A 19,112-nucleotide genomic window follows, 5' to 3' on the forward strand; every position below is an offset into this window, starting at 1 on the left:
TCTTTACAAATGCACGGAAATATGAAGTAACAGATAAAATAGAGAAGGCGAGTAATTTAGGAGTCGAACGTGGAACTGCAAGAGTATTTACGCCAGCACGGATTAGAAACTTTGTGCGAAACTTATCATATCAAAGTTACCCGCCACCGCCAATATCCCGATTTAGTCTGTCTCAAATACTCGCAGATAGAATCCCCGCTGGGCGAAAAAATAGTCCAGCAATGCCGGGGCATTATTTTAGATGCGTCTCAAGATTGGCAGATTGTTTCTTATCCCTACGACAAATTTTTTAACTACGGGGAAGGCCACGCCGCAGCAATTGATTGGAGTAGCGCCAAGGTTTACGAAAAACTAGACGGTTCGCTGACTGTACTGTATTTTTATCAGGGAGAATGGAGAGTGCAATCTAGCGGCACTCCCGATGCAGCGGGTGAAGTTAACGGTTTTGGATTTAGCTTTGCCGAACTTTTTTGGAAAGTATGGCAAGAATTGGGATATAAATTGCCCGAAGAAACCGATAATTGTTTTATCTTTGAGTTGATGACTCCTTACAATCGAATAGTTGTCCAGCAAACCAACAATCAAATCGTCCTCCACGGCGTTCGCAACACTCAAACGCTGGTAGAAAGCGACCCCAGTATTTCGGCCGACAAATACGGCTGGGAATTGGTAGCATCTTATCCTTTAACTAGCTGGAAAGAAGTTATTGAAGCGGCTCAGCATTTAGATCCGATGGATTCGGAAGGGTATATTATTTGCGATGCTAATTTCAACCGAGTTAAAGTCAAGTCTCCTCAATATGTAGCGATTTCGCATCTGCGCGAAGGGTTTTCTACGCGCCGGATGATCGAAATTGTTTTGACGAATGAAGGAGAAGAGTTTTTAACTTATTTTCCCGAGTGGATTGACTTGTATCAAAAAGTTAAGAGTAAATATGAATTGTTAGTTCAAGAAATCGAGGAGGTTTACCGACAGCACGAATTTATCGAAGTGCAGAAAGATTTTGCCTTGGCTGTGAAGCATTTGCCATATTCTGGGATTTTGTTTTCCTTGCGGGCTCGCAGGGTTGCGGGAGTGAAAGAAGCTCTCCGTGATGTTACGATTCATAAGATAGAGGAGTTATTGGGTTTGGATTATATCAATTTAGGACTTTAGTCCTTCTCCAAGTTCGTAGTAAGGACTTTAGTCCTTCTCCAAGTTCGTAGTAAGGACTTTAGTCCTTCTCCAAGTTCGTAGTAAGGACTTTAGTCCTTCTCCAAGTTCGTAGTAAGGACTTTAGTCCTTCTCCAAGTTCGTAGTAAGGACTTTAGTCCTTCTCCAAGTTCGTAGTAAGGACTTTAGTCCTTCTCCAAGTTCGTAGTAAGGACTTTAGTCCTTCTCCAAGTTCGTAGTAAGGACTTTAGTCCTTCTCCAGGTTCGTAGTAAGGACTTTAGTCCTTCTTAGGCTTAATAAGGACTGAAGTCCTCACTACGAACCGGGGATGAATGAGGACTGAAGTCCTCACTACGAACCTGAGATTTTTTTAATAGCAAGGATATACAGAATGAAAAGAGTTATTGTACTTGTCGGCTTACCTGCATCTGGAAAATCTCAATTTGCGAGAGAATTGCTGCTGTCTGAACCTGCAAGATGGGTGCGTAGCAATAAAGATTTACTTCGAGAAATGGCCCATGCTTCTCATTGGTCTCCGGCGAATGAAAAGTTTATTGTGCAGTTGAGAGATACGATTATTCTGATGGCTTTGGAAAATGGCAAGCACGTGATTGTGGATGATACTAATTTCGGGCCGCATATCGAACACATTAAAGAGTTGGTGAAAGGTAAAGCGGTTGTGGAAGTTAATGATTCTTTCCTGCAAGTTCCGGTGGAGGAGTGTATTAAACGGGATTTGAAAAGACTTAATTCGGTGGGCAAAGATGTGATAATGAAGATGTACAATAAGTACGTGCGGGTTCCGGTTGCGCCGCCGGAATATAACCCGGATTTGCCGGATGCAATTCTTGTAGATATGGACGGTACATTGGCGCTTCTCAATGGTAGAAATCCTTTTGATGCTTCAAAGTGCGATCGCGATTTACCGAATCAGCCAGTCTTAGATACCGTCCGCAAGTGGCAGTCCAGCGTTAATATTATCGTAGTATCGGGCAGAACCGATGACTGTAAACCTCAAACTGAACAATGGTTGCGGCAATACGAGGTCAATTATGCAGGCCTTTATATGCGGAAAACTGGGGATATGAGGAAGGATGCGATTATGAAAGAGGAAATCTACCGGCAGCATATTGCAGGACAATATAATGTTAAGTTTGTATTGGACGATCGCCAGCAGGTGGTTGATATGTGGCGGTCGTTGGGATTGACTGTATTTCAAGTAGATGAAGGGGATTTCTGATCTGGGTTGTTGTGTTATTTTGGTGATAGTTATGATTTCAAATCGCGAAATGGTTGAGGCTTTTGGTAGCTCAATCATGAAAAACGAAATCAAAAAAGAAATTTTACAGTTAATAACTCAACATGATGGTAAGTGGTATTGGTATCAAATTGACCGCTACCTTAGCATCTCTCATCCAGAAATGCCTGGTTCGTACATTGACGAAATCAAGGCACTTAAAGAACAGGGATTGATTGAGGAGCGGAAATATTCTAGTTCTGAATTTACACGATACTGGATGACTGATGAAGGAAGAGCGCGATTACAATAGTTTGCTTAATTGCAAGGGAATCAAGTATCTTTATGGCAATGCTAGTCGGTTTTACTTTTTACCAGGTCGATTATAAATGTTTGTTGAGTGTCGGTGAATTTCAAACTATCCCTAATGCTACAATCAAAGATCAGACGGCGGTTGAAACCGCGTCTACACAAACGATGTCCGCCTCCGCGGACTGAAGGCAATATCTAATTTTAACCCCTCGTTCTTCAACCCGCGCACCATCCGGGTTTTGTTTTTATAGACGCGGTTTTAACCGCCGGGTGTTCTAAAAGTTTACCGAGTCCAAGCCAGCCAGCGATTAAACAAATTCTTGACAAACGGTGTCAAACGAGTGCGATTGTAGGCATCCCCGGCTTTACGAATCGCATCGGCTTGTGTGGGATACGGGTGAATTACACTAGCAATTTTTCCCAAACCAATATTGTTAACCATTGCTAAAGTAATCTCGCTAATCATATCTCCCGCGTGTCGTGCGACAATCGTTGCACCTAATATTTTGTCGCTGCCTTTCTTGACATGAATTTTCACAAAACCCTCGTCTTCGCCGTCTATAATTGCTCTATCGACTGTATCGAAAGGAATTAAAAATGTATCGACATCAATTCCTTGGGCTTGCAATTCGCGATCGCCCATTCCGACGCGCGCCACCTCTGGGCTAGTATAAGTACACCAAGGTATCGTCAAAGTGCTGAGCTTTTTGCGCCCGAAAAACAGCGTATTTTGGATGACCATTCTGGCGGCAAAATCAGCAGCATGGGTAAATTTATCCTTCATGCAAATGTCACCGGCGGCATAAATGCGGGGATTGGTAGTTTGCAAATTGTCGTTGACAAATACACCTCTTCGTGTGTCGTACTCCACGCCGACAGCTTCTAGGTTCAATCCTTCCACGTTTGGCGATCGCCCTACGCTGACAATAATCTCATCTACCGTTACCGATGCTTCCTTACCTTGAGATTGATAATAAACTATTTTGCCTGCATTTGTGTGCTCAACGCGGTCTATTTTTGAATCTAAAATTAATTGAATATCTTCCCTGACAAAAGCTTCCTGCACGATTTTAGCAGCATCGACATCTTCCTTGTCCAAAATCTGAGCATTTTTGTGCAGCAACACGACTTCGCAACCCAAGCGCCGAAAAGCTTGGGCTAATTCGCAGCCGATCGGCCCACCGCCAATTACCGCCAAACGCTGAGGTTTTTGGGTGAGGTTAAATACAGTTTCATTTGTCAAATATCCAGCTTCTTTCAAACCTGGAATTTTCGGTTCTAGCGCCCTTGCGCCTGTGGTAATTACTGCTTTTTTGAATTTAAGAGTTTGACCTGCAACTTCTATGGTATAATTGCTAGTAAAGCGACCGGAACCTAGGAAAACATCGACTCCTAATTTGTGCTGGTAGCGATCGACAGAATCAACATCGCTAATTCCCGCCCTAATCCGCCGCAGCCGTTGCATCACAGCAGGAAAATCCACTTCTGCACTGTTAGAAACATTAACCCCAAATTTACTTGCTTCCCCGATATCGGCGACAGTACGAGACGATCGAATCAGCAATTTTGAAGGCACGCAACCGACGTTCAAACAATCGCCGCCCATCAAATGTTTTTCAATCAAAGCAACTTTTGCACCCAAACCTGCGGCGCCCGCAGCCACAATTAATCCGGCGGGGCCCGCGCCAATTACTACTAAGTTGTAGCTGGTAGCGGGCTGCGGGTTTACCCAATCTGGCGGATGCAAGTAGGAGACTAATTTTTGGTTGTATTCGTCCATCGGGGGGACTGTTACGCGATCGACTTTTGACTGCGACATTAGCCAATTCTCCTAATTAAACAGTTTCATCTAAAGCTTTGCGAGCAATCCTAGTTATATAGACGGTGACAGCGACAGCAGCCGTAAAACTGATAATATTAATCAACCATTTTACAAGTTCGGCTTGAGGATTTGCAGGCTGATTTGCCGTACATATAGCTGCAATATTTCCCACCAAAGAACCTGAGTAGACGTACATCACGGTTCCCGGAATCATTCCGGAAGAACCTAATACATAATCTTTCAAAGAAACCTGAGTAATTCCCAAAGCGTAATTCAATAAATTGAACGGAAATAAAGGACAAAGACGAGTCAAAAAAACTATTTTTAATCCTTCTTTAGCAACGGCGCGATCGAGGGCTTGAAACTTTGGGTGAGCTTCCATATATTTTACCACGCGATCGCGCGACAGGTATCGCCCGATCAGAAAAGCAAAGGTCGCCCCTAAGGTGGCGGCGATTAACACGTATATCGAACCCCACCACAGCCCAAACAGCACTCCGCCTCCCAAGGTCAGCACGGAACCAGGTATAAATAGTATCGTAGCGAAGTTGTAGGTAGCGATAAAGGCGATCGGGCCCCAGACGCCTAAATGCTCGATTTGGATTAAAACGGCTCTTAACAGTGCTTGAACGTAGGCGGATCTAGTTGCTACAATTAAAAGAGGGACTGCAAGGGCGATCGACAAAAACAACAATCTGCGTTTAAACATATCCCTAGTAGAAATTTTATTGGGTGGTTCTGCCATAATTAATCTGCAAACAGAGACCAACATTATATAACAGTCTTCTACAAACTGATGTAATTCCTAGTCAGCATTCAACGACCAATTAGCAATCATATCGAGCATGACAGCACAAACGCAACTTCCAATCCCTGAGTATTTCGACACCACAAAAATTAGTGAATTCTGGCGAGTACCCTATCAACAACGCGCCGCTGAAGCTCAAAACTGGGCAAAGCAACACAGCATTCAGCCCGCATCCAGCGACGAAAAGCGAATTTGTTTGCTGATAATTGATGCCCAAAATACATTTTGCGTACCGGAATTTGAACTATTTGTCGGCGGGCGTTCCGGTAGCGGCGCAATTGATGACAACTTGCGGCTGTGCGAATTCATCTATCGCAACTTAAACGCCATTACCACGATTGCGCCGACAATGGACACGCACACCGCCATGCAAATTTTCCATCCCATCTTTTGGATAAATGCAGCAGGCGAACACCCGCAACCAGCGGCCACTTCCATTACTTTAGAAGATGTGCAAACCGGAATTTGGAAAGTCAATCCAGCCGTCGCCGACAGCATCGCAGGTGGCAACTTTGACGCCTTGGAAACACACGCTTTCCACTACGTCAAAAAACTCAGCGACGATGGGAAATATCCCCTGACAATTTGGCCATATCACTCGATGCTGGGCGGCATCGGGCACGCCTTAGTCTCGGCTGTGGAAGAAGCTATATTTTTTCATACTATCGCCCGCGAAAGTCAAGCACTTTTTGAAATCAAAGGTGGCAATCCGCTAACAGAAAACTATTCGGTTTTGCGCCCGGAAGTTTTGGACGGATTCGACGGCAATCCGATTGCCGAAAAAAATGCTAAGTTTATGGATAAACTGCTGGAATTTGATGCCGTAATTATTGCGGGGCAAGCCAAAAGTCACTGCGTTGCTTGGACGATTGATGATTTGCTAACGGAAATTTTGGCGCGAGATTCGCAGTTGGCTAAGAAGGTTTATTTGCTCGAAGATTGCACTTCGCCTGTGGTGGTTCCGGGTGTTGTTGATTTTACGGAAGCAGCAGATGCGGCTTATCAAAGATTTGCGGCCGCGGGAATGAATGTGGTTAAATCTACTGAGTTATTTCTGGGCGATTTAAATCTTTAACCTGCGTAGCAGCTAAATTTAATTTAACTTAAATCGAGCCAACACGATCGCCCTGACAAATTTGTATGAGCGGTAGAAAAAGATGAACAGCACCTGGCACAAGGGACAGTCAAGACTTGCGCCACTCACCTACTCAGCCGTCAGACGCTTCGCCATCGATCGCAACTCGCCACCGATCGAGCAATTGGCTTTAAAACCCCGTCCTTGTCTTGAGAGGACGGCTTTTTTCCTAATTTTTGTAATTAAGTAATGTAACATAGTCTTGACTTTGGGGCAAATCAATTATACTCTAAAAATAGATTTCAAAGATAATAAAACAGACTTTGACCAGAGTTTGCAAACTGCAACCACAAGCTACGAGCAAGTCGCCAAAATAGATGACTTGCTCCCGCCTGTGAACTTGGCTTACAAATAGACCAAGCAGCAAGTCAAATCAGAAAGCGAAGTTAAAATGGCTCAAAGCTGCGTCAGCCGACTTCAACAAAAGACTTAAGGCTAAATGCTTAACTAATTTACGAAAAGTAGCAAACACAATTCTCTTTTGTAAATGGGGAAATCAACACGTTTTTCAGATGTTTTGGGTGAGTGAAATCTCTACGATCCGACGGTTAAGCTCATTGCTTAAGTCCAAACAAAACGAATGAAACACCAAGGAGAAAAATCATGGTTGACTCTCACTTCTCAGGGATGACTCCTCCAACTCGCTGGAGTTTCCGCACAGTCAATCCAGGTGACATCGTTAAACCCAATCAGACGCTGGAGGAAAAATCGCACCAAATTGCGGTAGATGCACCTGATATTACAGGCGATCGAGTTATAGTGCCGACTTACTTTGTCGTGGACTATCCGAATGGTGAAAAGAAGGCGCTACACCATGTTCGAGATGCGAAAGAAATTTCTGACGTGATTCGGCAAATGCGACTGCACGAAGAAGCGGACGAGCCCAAATTTGACACCCACCATCCAAATACGCTATCTGGTCTTGGGGTAACGCTGGGCGTGCTGATGCTGATTGTCACCCTGTTCACAGGCGCGATCGCGATCGGCATTTTTTAGACGCTGTGGCAGGGGTTGATGAGACTTCTCCCACAATTCTTGTGGAACAGGCATCCAGCCTGTTCAAAGCTTCGCGGTTCTGGATAAATCTATTGTAAAAACGAGTACGGCAAATGCCTGTACTCTTTGATTTTTGTTGCAAATTGTGCGATCGACAAAAATATCAACTAAATAGACTTCTCGATCCAAACAACTTTTTTCTGATTTATCTTGTTTAGGAGTTATAGCACGATTCACCACGTTTCACTGGCTGTTCGCAACCCGCTTCATGTTGCTGAGGTGGTTGCAGAATTGTGGCAGGGACGGGCAATTCCGTTCCCCAATCATCTATAGCAATCCTAAATGGATTGTAAAACCGCCCTAGGAGGAGAGAATTATGCCATCAGGAATGATGCTCGAAGGCACATGGATTGCCGACTGGAATCAGCGAGATCGAAGCGGTAAGTTCAATGAAACACCAACAACGTTTCGCGATCGCATTACCGCAGATGGATCTAGCGGGTTTAAGGCAGAACCAGGACGCTATCACCTCTACGTTGCCTTGGCTTGTCCGTGGGCGCATCGCACCTTAATTATGCGAGAACTCAAAGGGTTGCATGAGGCAATTTCGGTCTCTATTGTCGATCCGATTATGAGCGACAAGGGCTGGATGTTTTCTGATGCACCGGGAGCCATTCCTGACTCGGTGAATCACGCTCAATATTTGCAAGAGATCTATTTAAAAGCCGATCGCAAATACACCGGGCGAGTTACGGTTCCGGTGTTGTGGGACAAGCAAACTCAAACCATCGTCAACAACGAATCTCGCGAAATCGTGCGGATGTTTGACGTAGAGTTTGCCGAATTGGCTGCACAGAAAATCAACTTATATCCTGGCGATATACAATTGAAGATCGATGAAACGATCGATGCCATCTATCTGCCAATCAATCGTGGTGTATATGGCGCTGGTTTTGCGACTTCGCAAGCCGCCTACGAACAGGCAGTAATTGAACTTTTCGAGAGTTTAGATCGATGGGAAACCATTCTGAGCGAACAGCGCTATTTATGTGGAGATCGACTCACTGAAGCCGATATTTGTATGTTTGTAACGCTGTATCGATTCGACTCGGTGTATCACGGTCACTTTAAGTGCAATTTACGTCGAATTATCGACTATCCAAACCTCTGGAATTATCTCAAGGATCTCTATCAGCGTCCTGAGTTCAAAGCGACTTGCAATCTAGACGATATTAAGCGCGGCTATTACACGAGTATGACCGAGATTAATCCCAATCAAATTGTGCCCAAGGGGCCTATTATCGATTTTGACGAACCGCACGATCGCGATCGCTTCGGCAACGCTTAGTGGGTGTTTTCAAAGCCGGAGATCCCCCCCAGCCCCCCTTGAAAAGGGGGGAGCAAGAGCATTAAAGTCTCGCTTGGATCCGCACCCTACGATAACTACAGAACTCGATCGGCTCTAATTCCGAATCAACTGTATCTGTTTAAGTAATGTCTAGAAAATCTCTTGAACGTGATAGTTGACAGTGGACAATAGACAGCAAAAACCCCGATCAAATTTTCGCTACTAACTGTCAACTGTCAACTGTCAACTGTCAACTGTCAAAGGAGTTTATTTATGACTGAAATAGAAATTTATAGTGCTGTCCTGTGTCCTTTTGCCCATCGCTCGCGCTTGACATTGCTCGAAAAAAAAGTAGATTTTAAGCTAATCGAAATCGACTTGCAAAACAAGCCCGCAAACTTTGGAGAAATTTCGCCGTATGGCAAGGTTCCCGTGCTCAAGCATGGAAATCATCGGGTTTGGGAATCTGCCATTATTAATGAATATTTGGAGGAAGCTTTTCCAGAACCTCCTCTGTTACCCAAACAGCCTATTGGGCGCGCCCAAGCTCGAATTTGGATTAATTTTGCCGATACTCGACTGTTTGCGACTACTGGCAAATGGTTGCACAGCAAAGATCCGCAACAACACACCGATATAGCAAAGGAACTTAGCGAACACTTGCGATTCATCGAACAGGAGGGACTGCAAAAATTGTCAGCGGAGGGGCCATACTGGTTGGGGGCTGAGATTAGTTTAGTAGATCTGACATACTATCCTTGGTTCGAGCAGTTAACGGTTTTAGAGCATTTTCGAGAATTCCAATTGCCAACTGGACTCGATCGGCTCCAGCAATGGTGGCAAACAGTAGCAAATCGCGAATCTGTGCGTGCGATCGCCAATTCTCCAGAGTTTTATATCCAACATTATGCTCGGTTGGAACAGCTATTAGTTTAGTCTCTATTAAACTTATCCTAAAAAGCTGGTTTTGAACAGGTTTTCGTGGCTGTTACACAATAATTATGGGAGATGTCTGTTGACTTGAAATAGATTTCCATCCAACCTCGGTACGCCTTCCAAGAAAGGGCCGCTCAACATTAACTCAGTCATCCTATCTAATTTGCCGCTGACTTTCATTTGTTTATCTGTTTGAAAGCGCTCGATATCTGCTGGCAAATTACCAGAATTATATCCTAACTTAGTCAAATAATCAACAGCTTGCTTGTCACTTAACAAAATATCAGTCGCGGGAAAAATCGGCACGTATTCATTATTCAGCCAAAATCGAGCTAAAGTTGGCCTGTTCAAAGAAAAAATCTTCCCCCGCGCCGGATCGCCAATAATAGCTACACTGTCATTTATCGCCAGCAAAGCCACCGCGTGTGGCCGTTTGATAGCCCCAGTAGCCAGCGATATTGACAGCACTCCGGGGCGATTGATTTGCTGCATTTGCTCCCAAGTCGGCCTCAATTCTATTGCGTTCATTCCCAAGGCTCTTGTTGCTACAATTAACTGTGGCATCGAAGTTCCCAAACGACTTGTACCGGCCAAACGCGCTACACTCGATTCCGTCGCATCCATTCCCCACTTTCTCAATACTGTTGCTAAAGCCGCCGGCGCGCAACTGCTGTCAGAAGTTTGCTGAAACACGCCATTCGGCCGCAAATTATCGATTAAATCAGCATAAATTGGCGCCATAAAATAAGCTTCAGCGCTTGTAAATCCTCCCAAGCCCAACAAGCCAATTAAAATTACTGCGATTACTTGCGATCGCGCCGTCAGCCAACTTACAGTAAACCCAATACCGCAGACTCCCATCAACATCACCCGCAGCAGAGTCCAAGTAACTCGCATCCCGTGGAATCGCCACTCGATCGGCAAAACAGGCATTTGAGGCAGATTTAAGGCCAGCAGCAGCAAGCCAATATAAAAACCCAAAAACAGCAGGGCGATCGAGTTTCGGCCCTTAAACAGATCGTTAGCCGTCACTCCCGATCGCACTAACGCCTTTCCTGTCCGCATTCCCCAGACAAACAGCCCCGAACCCAGCAGCAGCGTTACCAATATTTCCATGAGATCAAAATTTTGTGGCTTAACTACGTTTTAACACGCACGCGCGATCGCCCGTGGGCGCAGGGCGCCAGTCGGAAAATCTCACAGCAGGAAACTGCCAAATAAACAAGACAAGGAAGACATATACCAGCGGACAGTTGACAGTGGACTTGACAGTTACAGAGTAGGAAAATCAAACTGTTTATGCTAAAGGGTTCAGGACTCTATACAACCTAAAACTTGCCATCTGTCAAGAAGTTGAGTAGCTTTTTTTACCTGTTCGGAAAACTCCCAAAAAAGATTTAGCACCGAAAAGAATTTCCCAAACCAATTGGCAAGAACAGACACATCTGTTGTAAGATAGATGGAAGTCACAACGCCTTCAAACAATTAATCAACCCTCTTGTCGCTCAATATATTCACCCTCCAACGAGCCAGGAGTTGTATTGAGCGCGCTGATTCAAGATCGATAAAAGAAAGCTCGCCAAACAACAAAAATCCAGGGAAAATCATGCCACCAAAAGCCGCCAACGATGTAGACGTAGCAGAGCAATATTGGCACTACTTAGAAAGATCCAAAGTTGCAAATCAATTAGAAACCAATCTGGAAAACGGTCTGGATCCAGCAGAAGCAGCCAGCCGCCAACAAAAATTTGGGCCAAACGAACTAACAGTCAAAGCAGGAAAACCAGCATGGCTAAAATTTATCCTGCAATTCAACCAACCTTTGCTGATTATCTTGCTGAGTGCAGGTTTAATCAAAGCAGTAATCGGAGAATGGCTCAACGCCAGCGTCATTTGGGGCGTCACCACCACCAACGCTACTATTAGTTTCATCCAAGAAGCCGGGGCTGAGAAAAAAATCGAAGCCCTAGCCCAAGCAGTCACCACAGAAGCTACAGTAATTCGGGGCGGCAAAAAATTAAGAGTTCCCTCAAAAGAACTCGTTGTGGGCGACTTAGTAACCCTGACTTCCGGCGACAAAGTACCCGCCGACTTGCGCTTAGTTAAAGTGCGCGACTTGCAAATAGATGAATCGGGACTTACGGGCGAATCCGTTGCTGTCGAAAAAGAACTCGGACAGTCGGGAGACTTGGTTTTGCCACAAGAAACGCCCCTGGCAGAACGCGATAACATGGCCTATGCTGGCAGTTTCGTTACCTTCGGCCAAGGTAGCGGTATCGTAATTGCGATCGCCAATAACACCGAAACCGGCAAAATCTCCCAATTACTCGATCGCCACATCGATCTCACCACACCCCTCACCCGCAAATTTAACCAATTCAGTCAAAACTGGCTGCTATTCGTCCTGGCAATGGCAACCTTAACCTTCGCCGTGCGCTTGGGAAAACCAGTCCCAGCGGGAGTTTCAGCCTTTAAAGAAGCCGTCGAACCAGCAGTCGCCCTCATCGTCGGCGCCATTCCCGAAGGACTTCCCGCCGTCATCACCGTCACCCTCGCCGTCGGTGTTTCCCGAATGGCCGCCAAACACGCGATCGTCCGCAAACTCCCCGCAGTAGAAACCCTAGGTGGCGCCACAGTCATTTGTTCCGACAAAACCGGAACTTTGACAGAAAATCAGATGACGGTGCAAGAAATCTATTCTGGTGGCAAATCCTACTCAATTACAGGTACAGGGTACAGTCCAGAAGGCGACATTGAACTCAACCAACTGCCAATTAGTGTCACTCAATCTCCAGCTTTGCAAGAATGTTTGCAAGCCGGAATGATCTGCAACGACTCTCACTTAGAATTCAAAGATAATGATTGGATTGTCGTCGGCGATCCGACAGAAGGAGCTTTAATTGCAGCAGGTAAAAAAGCAGAATTCAGCCAACAAGTCTTGGAAAAATCCATGCCGCGCCTAGATTCAATTCCCTTTGAATCTCAGTTTCAATACATGGCGACACTGCATCGAACTCCGACAAGCGACAAAATTTTGTATGTCAAAGGTTCTGTCGAATCAATTCTCACCCGCTGCGGTTCCAGTCTCGATACTGAAGGAAATCCGACAGAAGTCGATCGCCAGCAAATCCACCAGCAAGTCGATGCAATGGCCGATCGAGGCTTGCGCGTCCTAGCTTTTGCTAAAAAAATCGTTCCCCACGAACAGAGTTCCGTTGCTCACTCAGACGTAGAATCAGGGCTAGTTTTCCTCGGACTCCAAGGCATGATCGACCCACCGCGGGCCTCTGCGATCGCCGCCGTCCAAGCCTGCCAAACCGCCGGCATCCAAGTTAAAATGATTACCGGCGATCACATCGCTACCGCCAGGGCGATCGCCCGCCGCATGGGATTCCGCAAAACCAAACACAATAGAGAACTTGTAGCCTACACCGGCGCCCAACTCGCCGAAATGGACAAAAGCACCCTAGCCGAAGCCGTAGAAGCCGGCTCAGTTTTTGCCCGCGTCGCCCCAGAACAAAAACTGCGCCTTGTAGAAGCTTTACAGCAAAAAGGCGAAATAGTCGCCATGACAGGAGACGGCGTTAACGACGCCCCCGCCCTCAAACAAGCGGATATCGGCATCGCGATGGGTAGCGGTACGGAGGTTTCTAAGGAAGCCGCCGACATGATTTTGACCGATGATAACTTTGCGTCGATCGAGTATGCGGTAGAAGAAGGGCGATCGGTCTACAAAAACCTACTTAAATCCATCAGCTTCATTCTCCCAGTCAACGGCGGAGAATCAATGACAATTTTGCTCAGCACTCTACTGGGCAGAGAATTGCCGATTTTGTCGCTACAAATCCTCTGGCTGAATATGCTCAACTCCATCACCATGACTGTGCCCCTCGCCTTCGAGCCCAAGTCTCCCGGAGTGATGAAACAGCAGCCGCGCCCAGTCAACGAACCTTTCCTGACTGAAAATCGGATCAAACGCATCTTAGCTATTTCTCTGTACAATTGGACGATAATTTTCGGAATGTTTGAATGGGTGCGTCAAGCCGAGTGGGGAACTTTGCCGCTAGCCCGAACAATGGCGATTCAAGCTTTAGTAATGGGCAGAATTTTTTACCTGCTGAGTCTCAGCCAATTGTTGCCTTCTTTAATGGCTAAATTTAGCGGTTCTCAGGAAAAAGTTAGCGGAGCTCCCGCCCTCGGTGTCGGCATTGTCGTAGCTGTAATTTTGCAGATCATCTTTGCTAATTCTCCGTTTATCAATCGCATCTTCGAGACAGCCCCCATGAACCTAGATCAGTGGCTGATTTGCTTCGGCGTCGCCCTACCAATGATCGGTGTTGCGCTGTCTGTCAACCGTTTCGATCCGCCCAACTAACTCGATTCCGCATTCCCTAAAGGTTCGTAGTAAAGTTCGTAGTGAGGACTTTAGTCCGCAAAAATTAGAATTAAAGTCCTCACAAACGTTCGTAGTGAGGACTTTAGTCCGCATCCATGACAAAGGTTCGTAGTGAGGACTTTAGTCCGCATCCATGACGCCTAACTCGCATTCCTCACCCTCAAACCAATTATGGTTTACGATCAAAAGTGCGATCGCGTAATATCAATTCCATTAGCATCGCTATTATTCATCTCTCTCTTCACTCCCTCTGCATCCTCTGCGGTAAATTATTCCGATAAAAAAACAATTATTGTTCTATACATACACCGAAGCCAAAGTCAAGATCAGAATCAAGAATTAATACTCAAAATAAATTATAAATATCAACCAAATTAAAAAAATCCTGATATACTGCAAAGCAGTTGTAAAGATAATGAAGTTTCTGCTTCAGGAATCATTTTCTTGTCTCTACTCCATTAGGTATCTCTACATTCAGATCCATCAGGTCTGACAAATTCAGCAACTAATATCATGTCCAGTCGATTCGTGCTGGTTGAAATCGTGCATCATTTTCAACAATCTGTAGGGGCAGATTCATCAATATCCCAAAGCCCGCAAACAGGTTAAACAAACCCGCCTCTAACCACAAAAAAGTCCCGAACTATATTAGTCTACAATTTAAAATTCAACAAATCAAGCATATATTTAAACCGATTAACATCAATTTAAACAATGGTTCAGCAATTGATTTGCGTCGCGGGTTGCTCCGCCAACAGTTACCGCAAAGAATTGGTTTAAAGCCCCAAGCCCGATCGAGAGAAATTAAAATCAGACTATTCATTCCTCCAATTATCTTCCTTCCTTTGTCAAGTGCTATCAACTATCAACTATCAACTATCAACCGTCAACCGTCAACTGTCAACCGTCAACCGTCAACCGTCAACCGTCAACCGATTAACTACCATGTCTAAACCCGTTATTTTGTGTGTTGATGATAAAACTGTAATTTTGGAAAGTTTGAAAGCCCAATTGAGAAAAGCACTAGGCAGTTCCTATGCTTATGAATTTGCCCAAGATGCTGAAGAAGCACTAAATATTATTGATGAATTAAATATAGCGGTTATCAGAAAGATGAGGTATGTTGTTGGGCTTAAGCCCTCTTAGTCTAAGCGGTTATACCAGATCTCAGACGTACCTCATCTTTTTGAGAAAGGCTATAAACATCATATTAGCATTTTATTGGTTGTCTCTAATTGGCTAATGCCCGGAATGAAAGGCAACGAATTTCTAGTTTCAGTTAATGAGAAAATTACTAAAATTGTCAAAATCTTATTGACAGGACAAGCAGATAAAAAAGCTATCGAGCGGGCTTATGCAGCAGCTAAGGTAGATAAATGTTTGTTTAAACCCTGGTCGCCCAATCAGTCGATCGATATCGTCAAGTCTGGATTAAAAAAACTATGACAAAAGTTGCAAAAAAACCTGTCATTATTTGTGTAGATGATGAAATTATCATTTTGACGAGTTTGAAAGCGGAATTGAGAAAATCATTTGGAGAAGAGTATCGAGTCGAGATCGCTGAAGGGGGAGAGGATGCGTTAGAATTGCTTGGAGAATTACTTGAAGATGGAGATGAAATTCCCTTAATTATTTCCGATTACATTATGCCGGATATGAAGGGAGACGAACTTTTGCGCCGCGTTCACGAACTTTCCCCAAAAACGCTGAAAGTAATGCTGACGGGTCAAGCTACTATTGAAGCGGTTACTAATGCGGTCAAATACGCTAAACTCTATCGATACATCGGTAAACCTTGGCATAATGAAGATTTAAGACTAACGGTAGCAGAAGCTGTTCACAGTTACATTCAAGATAAGAAACTGGCAGAAAAAAATGCTAAACTTCTAGAAATGAATCAAGAGTTAGAAGCGCTGACTCGCCAGCAAGCTAAACTAATTGCCGAACTTCAAGAAAAAGAAAGTTATTTGCAAGCACTCAATGAATCTTTTTTACGGTTTGTACCCCGTCAGTTCCTTCAGTTATTGGAAAAAAAGAGTTTTCTTGATATTCAATTAGGCGAACATATTCAGCAAGAAATTTCGGTGTTGTTTTCTGATATTCGAGATTTTACAAGTCTATCAGAAAGGATGACGCCGGATGATAATTTTAAGTTTATTAATGGTTATCTCTCTCGGATGGAACCAGCAATTATTGAAAATCATGGGTTTATTGATAAATATATTGGTGATGCAATTATGGCTTTATTTAGTGGAGATGCAGATGGGGCAGTTAGGGGTGGAATTTCGATGCTACAAAGACTAGCTGACTATAATATCACGCGCACGAGACCGGAACGTCCGCCAATTAAAATTGGGATTGGTATTAATACTGGGACATTAATACTAGGAACTGTGGGTGGTGCATCTCGGATGGATGGTACTGCGATCGGGGATGCGGTGAATTTAGCATCTCGTTTGGAGGGATTAACCAAACAGTACGGTGTGCCTTTGTTGATTAGCAATCGCACATTTATGGTATTGAAAAATCCGGGAAAATATCACATTCGTTTGATCGATCGCGTTCGAGTCAAGGGGAAGTCCGAACAGGTAGCTGTGTATGAGGTTTTCGATGCAGATGTACCCGAATTGCGAGAGGGGAAGTTAGCCATGAAAAGCACTTTTGAACAGGCGATCGTTTTCTATCATTCCTCGGATAAAGAGACTGCCTTTCAACTGTTTGAGAAATGTTTGCAAGCTAATCCTGGAGATATGGTTGCGAGGATGTATCTGCAACGCTGTCGGTAATGTGGATTCAAGGGGCTGTGCCAAGAGGGCCCGCCTGGGTTGTTGGTGGCGACAAACCAGACTCGACTACTACTGCTGTTGGGTCGCTTTGTACAGGTTTTGACGATCGCCCTTAGGGATTGAATTCCCGATCGCCATTTCCATCCCTAAGGGCGATCGACTGTTTTTGATGATAAATTTTCCCTACAACATTATTGTACGATAATTCTGTATCGCAGAATACTTCTTTTCGGTTTTGCCAAAAATTAGAGATTTATTAAGCAATATTAATGACTGGCGGCAGCCTAATTTCCGGCTTATTGACAATGAGGTGGCATCCCCCCCAGAGGGCCTTACGCTAAAACCCTTATAAACAAGAGACTTTTATATGAACACTTCCCGAATTCAAACCCGACCTGCAAAAAACAGCTACTTATTGAGAACAACCGCCTAAAACATTTACTTATAATTTAAATTTAATATTTGTTTTATAATCACAACAAGAGTACGGTAAACTGAATAAACAAGCCAATTAAATGTAGAACTCGCTTTTGGCGAGTTAACACAACTTGGCCGATCGCAATATTGAGTTAATCAAAAGAGTCAAATCAGCAGGGATATCATAAAAGCTTATGGTAACAATAAGTTTTTTCATCCTTACTGCCAACCCGCGCTTAAAACAGTTCCCTAAGCCAAATTTAGCGAACAGCAAAAAGTGCTTTGATAAACTTCAGTGATGTCGTTACAGAAGATTATGTATTGGAGCAAGGCTAGGCTATGACCAAATTTTCTGAAAATTTTTCGCGGCGCAAATTTATAGTTACAGCAGGTGCATCTGCCGTCAGTTCCGTACTGCTCAAAGGCTGTTTGGGAAATCCGCCCGAGCCCGGTGGAACTGCTGACGGTGGTGCTGGTAAGGCTGGAGGCGCCCCTACTGCCACATCAGCAGTTGCGGTGGCAAACGAGAAAAGAGTAGAAGGCATCGAAAGCACGAAGATTACATTGGGATATATCCCGATCGTCGAATCAGCACCATTAATTATTGCCCAAGAAAAAGGCTTCTTTGCCAAATACGGGATGGTAGATGTCAAAGTCGCCAAACAAGCCAACTGGGGTTCCGCCCGAGACAACGTAGAAATCGGCTCAGCAGGCGGCGGCATTGATGGCGGCCAGTGGCAAATGCCCATGCCCTACTTGATTAGCAAAGGCCTGATCACCAAGGAGAAAGCCGGCATCCCGATGTACGTGCTGTTACAGCTAAACACTCAGGGAAATGGAATTGCGATCGCTGCCAAACATGAAGGTAAAGGCCTCGGACTCAAACTAGAAAAATCCGCCCAAGACTACATCCTCGGACTCAAGAAAGCAGGTACGCCCTTCAAAGCAGCCTACACCTTTCCCAAAGCCAACCAAGATTTGTGGATTCGCTACTGGCTAGCAGCTAACGGCATCAATCCCGACGTAGATGTCGAGTTGCTAACAGTACCAGCCGCCCAAACCGTGGCCAACATGAAAACCGGCAGCATGGACGGTTTCAGTACAGGTGACCCGTGGCCCCTACGGATTGTCAAAGAAAAAATTGGCTTCTTGTCCGCTTTAACTGCCGAAATGTGGAAAGGACATCCAGAAGAATACCTCGCAATTCGCGGCGACTGGGTAGACAAACACCCCAAAGCTACCGAAGCGCTGTTAGCAGGAATAATTGAAGCGCAGCAGTGGTGCGACAAACCAGAAAATCGTGCGGAATTGGTGTCGATTGTTTCTGGTAAAAACTTCTTTGACGTAGCTCCTGGAGTGTTGCTTCCTCCTTATGAAGGCAAGTATATCATGGGCGACGGCAAGCCCGAAATCAACGACTTCAAAATGAGTACGCTGTACTGGAATGATGGAGTCGGCAACGTTTCCTATCCCTACAAGAGCCATGATTTGTGGTTCTTAACTGAAAGCGTCCGCTGGGGTTTCTTGCCAACAAAAACTTTGGCAGATTCTAAGGCAATCATCGGCAAAGTCAACCGCGAAGATTTGTGGAAAGCAGCGGCTAAATTAGCCGGAGTTCCTGATGCTGATATTCCCCAAAAACCCACTCGTGGCGTTGAGAAGTTCTTCGACGGCAAAGAATTTAACCCGGACAAGCCCGAAGATTACCTCAAGAGTTTGGCAATTAAAAAAGCGTGATGGGTTAAACAGTTGACAGTTGACAGTTG

At 44.8% G+C, this 19,112-nt stretch carries 16 protein-coding genes; 13 read left to right on the plus strand and 3 right to left on the minus strand.

Annotated elements, in window-relative coordinates; translation table 11 throughout:
- The first annotated feature begins 69 nt into the window (after positions 1–69).
- From QZW82_RS06330 to QZW82_RS06340, 3 genes are all read left to right on the plus strand, one after another.
- Positions 70–1,155 carry an RNA ligase gene (locus QZW82_RS06330; RefSeq protein WP_293146231.1) on the plus strand — a complete coding sequence of 362 codons (1,086 nt, stop codon included), beginning with the start codon at positions 70–72 and terminating at the stop codon, positions 1,153–1,155.
- Positions 1,156–1,544: 389 nt separating this feature from the next.
- Positions 1,545–2,393 carry an AAA family ATPase gene (locus QZW82_RS06335; RefSeq protein WP_293146233.1) on the plus strand — a complete coding sequence of 283 codons (849 nt, stop codon included), beginning with the start codon at positions 1,545–1,547 and terminating at the stop codon, positions 2,391–2,393.
- Positions 2,377–2,703, plus strand: coding sequence for a hypothetical protein (locus tag QZW82_RS06340; RefSeq protein WP_293146235.1), 327 nt, complete (start codon positions 2,377–2,379; stop codon positions 2,701–2,703). Before QZW82_RS06335 ends, QZW82_RS06340 begins: the two co-directional genes overlap by 17 nt.
- Before the next feature lie 282 nt (positions 2,704–2,985).
- On the opposite strand, the gene QZW82_RS06345 is transcribed toward QZW82_RS06340, so the two are convergent.
- Positions 2,986–4,521: a mercuric reductase gene (locus tag QZW82_RS06345; RefSeq protein ID WP_293146237.1), complete on the minus strand. Its 1,536-nt coding sequence runs from the start codon at positions 4,519–4,521 to the stop codon at positions 2,986–2,988.
- A gap of 16 nt (positions 4,522–4,537) precedes the next feature.
- Positions 4,538–5,269: a TVP38/TMEM64 family protein gene (locus QZW82_RS06350; protein ID WP_293146239.1), complete on the minus strand. Its 732-nt coding sequence runs from the start codon at positions 5,267–5,269 to the stop codon at positions 4,538–4,540.
- Between the two features lie 100 nt (positions 5,270–5,369).
- Between QZW82_RS06350 and QZW82_RS06355 the strand changes: the two genes are divergently transcribed.
- The 5 genes from QZW82_RS06355 (at position 5,370) to QZW82_RS06375 (ending at position 9,747) form a co-directional block, all read left to right on the plus strand.
- Positions 5,370–6,407 (plus strand): isochorismatase, encoded by a 1,038-nt coding sequence (locus QZW82_RS06355; protein ID WP_293146241.1) that lies wholly within the window; start codon positions 5,370–5,372, stop codon positions 6,405–6,407.
- 82 nt (positions 6,408–6,489) lie between these two features.
- Complete coding sequence (locus QZW82_RS06360) at positions 6,490–6,657, plus strand: hypothetical protein (protein ID WP_293146243.1); 168 nt, start codon at positions 6,490–6,492, stop codon at positions 6,655–6,657.
- A gap of 413 nt (positions 6,658–7,070) precedes the next feature.
- Entirely contained in the window at positions 7,071–7,463 is a 393-nt protein-coding gene (locus QZW82_RS32190; protein WP_363318796.1) for a hypothetical protein, read from the plus strand.
- Positions 7,464–7,839: 376 nt separating this feature from the next.
- Positions 7,840–8,811 (plus strand): glutathione S-transferase family protein, encoded by a 972-nt coding sequence (locus QZW82_RS06370; RefSeq protein ID WP_293146245.1) that lies wholly within the window; start codon positions 7,840–7,842, stop codon positions 8,809–8,811.
- Positions 8,812–9,084: 273 nt separating this feature from the next.
- Positions 9,085–9,747 (plus strand): glutathione S-transferase family protein, encoded by a 663-nt coding sequence (locus QZW82_RS06375; RefSeq protein WP_293146247.1) that lies wholly within the window; start codon positions 9,085–9,087, stop codon positions 9,745–9,747.
- Positions 9,748–9,810: 63 nt separating this feature from the next.
- Here the strand turns inward: QZW82_RS06375 and QZW82_RS06380 are convergent, their stop codons facing one another.
- Positions 9,811–10,863 (minus strand): cysteine peptidase family C39 domain-containing protein, encoded by a 1,053-nt coding sequence (locus QZW82_RS06380; protein ID WP_293146249.1) that lies wholly within the window; start codon positions 10,861–10,863, stop codon positions 9,811–9,813.
- A gap of 490 nt (positions 10,864–11,353) precedes the next feature.
- Between QZW82_RS06380 and QZW82_RS06385 the strand changes: the two genes are divergently transcribed.
- The 5 genes from QZW82_RS06385 (at position 11,354) to QZW82_RS06405 (ending at position 19,083) form a co-directional block, all read left to right on the plus strand.
- Positions 11,354–14,122, plus strand: coding sequence for an HAD-IC family P-type ATPase (locus QZW82_RS06385; protein ID WP_293146251.1), 2,769 nt, complete (start codon positions 11,354–11,356; stop codon positions 14,120–14,122).
- An 873-nt stretch (positions 14,123–14,995) separates the two neighbouring features.
- Positions 14,996–15,289 carry a hypothetical protein gene (locus tag QZW82_RS32195; protein ID WP_366664976.1) on the plus strand — a complete coding sequence of 98 codons (294 nt, stop codon included), beginning with the start codon at positions 14,996–14,998 and terminating at the stop codon, positions 15,287–15,289.
- A gap of 105 nt (positions 15,290–15,394) precedes the next feature.
- Complete coding sequence (locus QZW82_RS06395; protein WP_293146253.1) at positions 15,395–15,589, plus strand: hypothetical protein; 195 nt, start codon at positions 15,395–15,397, stop codon at positions 15,587–15,589.
- Complete coding sequence (locus tag QZW82_RS06400) at positions 15,586–16,929, plus strand: adenylate/guanylate cyclase domain-containing protein (protein ID WP_293146255.1); 1,344 nt, start codon at positions 15,586–15,588, stop codon at positions 16,927–16,929. Before QZW82_RS06395 ends, QZW82_RS06400 begins: the two co-directional genes overlap by 4 nt.
- A 756-nt stretch (positions 16,930–17,685) precedes the next feature.
- Positions 17,686–19,083 carry a CmpA/NrtA family ABC transporter substrate-binding protein gene (locus tag QZW82_RS06405; protein ID WP_293146257.1) on the plus strand — a complete coding sequence of 466 codons (1,398 nt, stop codon included), beginning with the start codon at positions 17,686–17,688 and terminating at the stop codon, positions 19,081–19,083.
- The last annotated feature ends 29 nt before the right edge of the window (positions 19,084–19,112 follow it).

Origin of the sequence: Microcoleus sp. bin48.metabat.b7b8b9.023, from assembly GCF_013299185.1 — a bacterium.
GTDB lineage: Bacteria > Cyanobacteriota > Cyanobacteriia > Cyanobacteriales > Microcoleaceae > Microcoleus.

Coding starts and splice junctions, on each gene's coding strand:
- QZW82_RS32190 (WP_363318796.1), top strand. CDS start 7,071: ATGGTTGACTCTCACTTCTCAGGGATGACTCCTCCAACTCGCTGGAGT.
- QZW82_RS06340 (WP_293146235.1), top strand. CDS start 2,377: ATGAAGGGGATTTCTGATCTGGGTTGTTGTGTTATTTTGGTGATAGTT.
- QZW82_RS06360 (WP_293146243.1), top strand. CDS start 6,490: ATGAACAGCACCTGGCACAAGGGACAGTCAAGACTTGCGCCACTCACC.
- QZW82_RS06350 (WP_293146239.1), bottom strand. CDS start 5,269: ATGGCAGAACCACCCAATAAAATTTCTACTAGGGATATGTTTAAACGC.
- QZW82_RS06400 (WP_293146255.1), top strand. CDS start 15,586: ATGACAAAAGTTGCAAAAAAACCTGTCATTATTTGTGTAGATGATGAA.
- QZW82_RS06375 (WP_293146247.1), top strand. CDS start 9,085: ATGACTGAAATAGAAATTTATAGTGCTGTCCTGTGTCCTTTTGCCCAT.
- QZW82_RS06370 (WP_293146245.1), top strand. CDS start 7,840: ATGCCATCAGGAATGATGCTCGAAGGCACATGGATTGCCGACTGGAAT.
- QZW82_RS06345 (WP_293146237.1), bottom strand. CDS start 4,521: ATGTCGCAGTCAAAAGTCGATCGCGTAACAGTCCCCCCGATGGACGAA.
- QZW82_RS06405 (WP_293146257.1), top strand. CDS start 17,686: ATGACCAAATTTTCTGAAAATTTTTCGCGGCGCAAATTTATAGTTACA.
- QZW82_RS06380 (WP_293146249.1), bottom strand. CDS start 10,863: ATGGAAATATTGGTAACGCTGCTGCTGGGTTCGGGGCTGTTTGTCTGG.
- QZW82_RS06395 (WP_293146253.1), top strand. CDS start 15,395: ATGAAAGGCAACGAATTTCTAGTTTCAGTTAATGAGAAAATTACTAAA.
- QZW82_RS06335 (WP_293146233.1), top strand. CDS start 1,545: ATGAAAAGAGTTATTGTACTTGTCGGCTTACCTGCATCTGGAAAATCT.
- QZW82_RS06355 (WP_293146241.1), top strand. CDS start 5,370: ATGACAGCACAAACGCAACTTCCAATCCCTGAGTATTTCGACACCACA.
- QZW82_RS06385 (WP_293146251.1), top strand. CDS start 11,354: ATGCCACCAAAAGCCGCCAACGATGTAGACGTAGCAGAGCAATATTGG.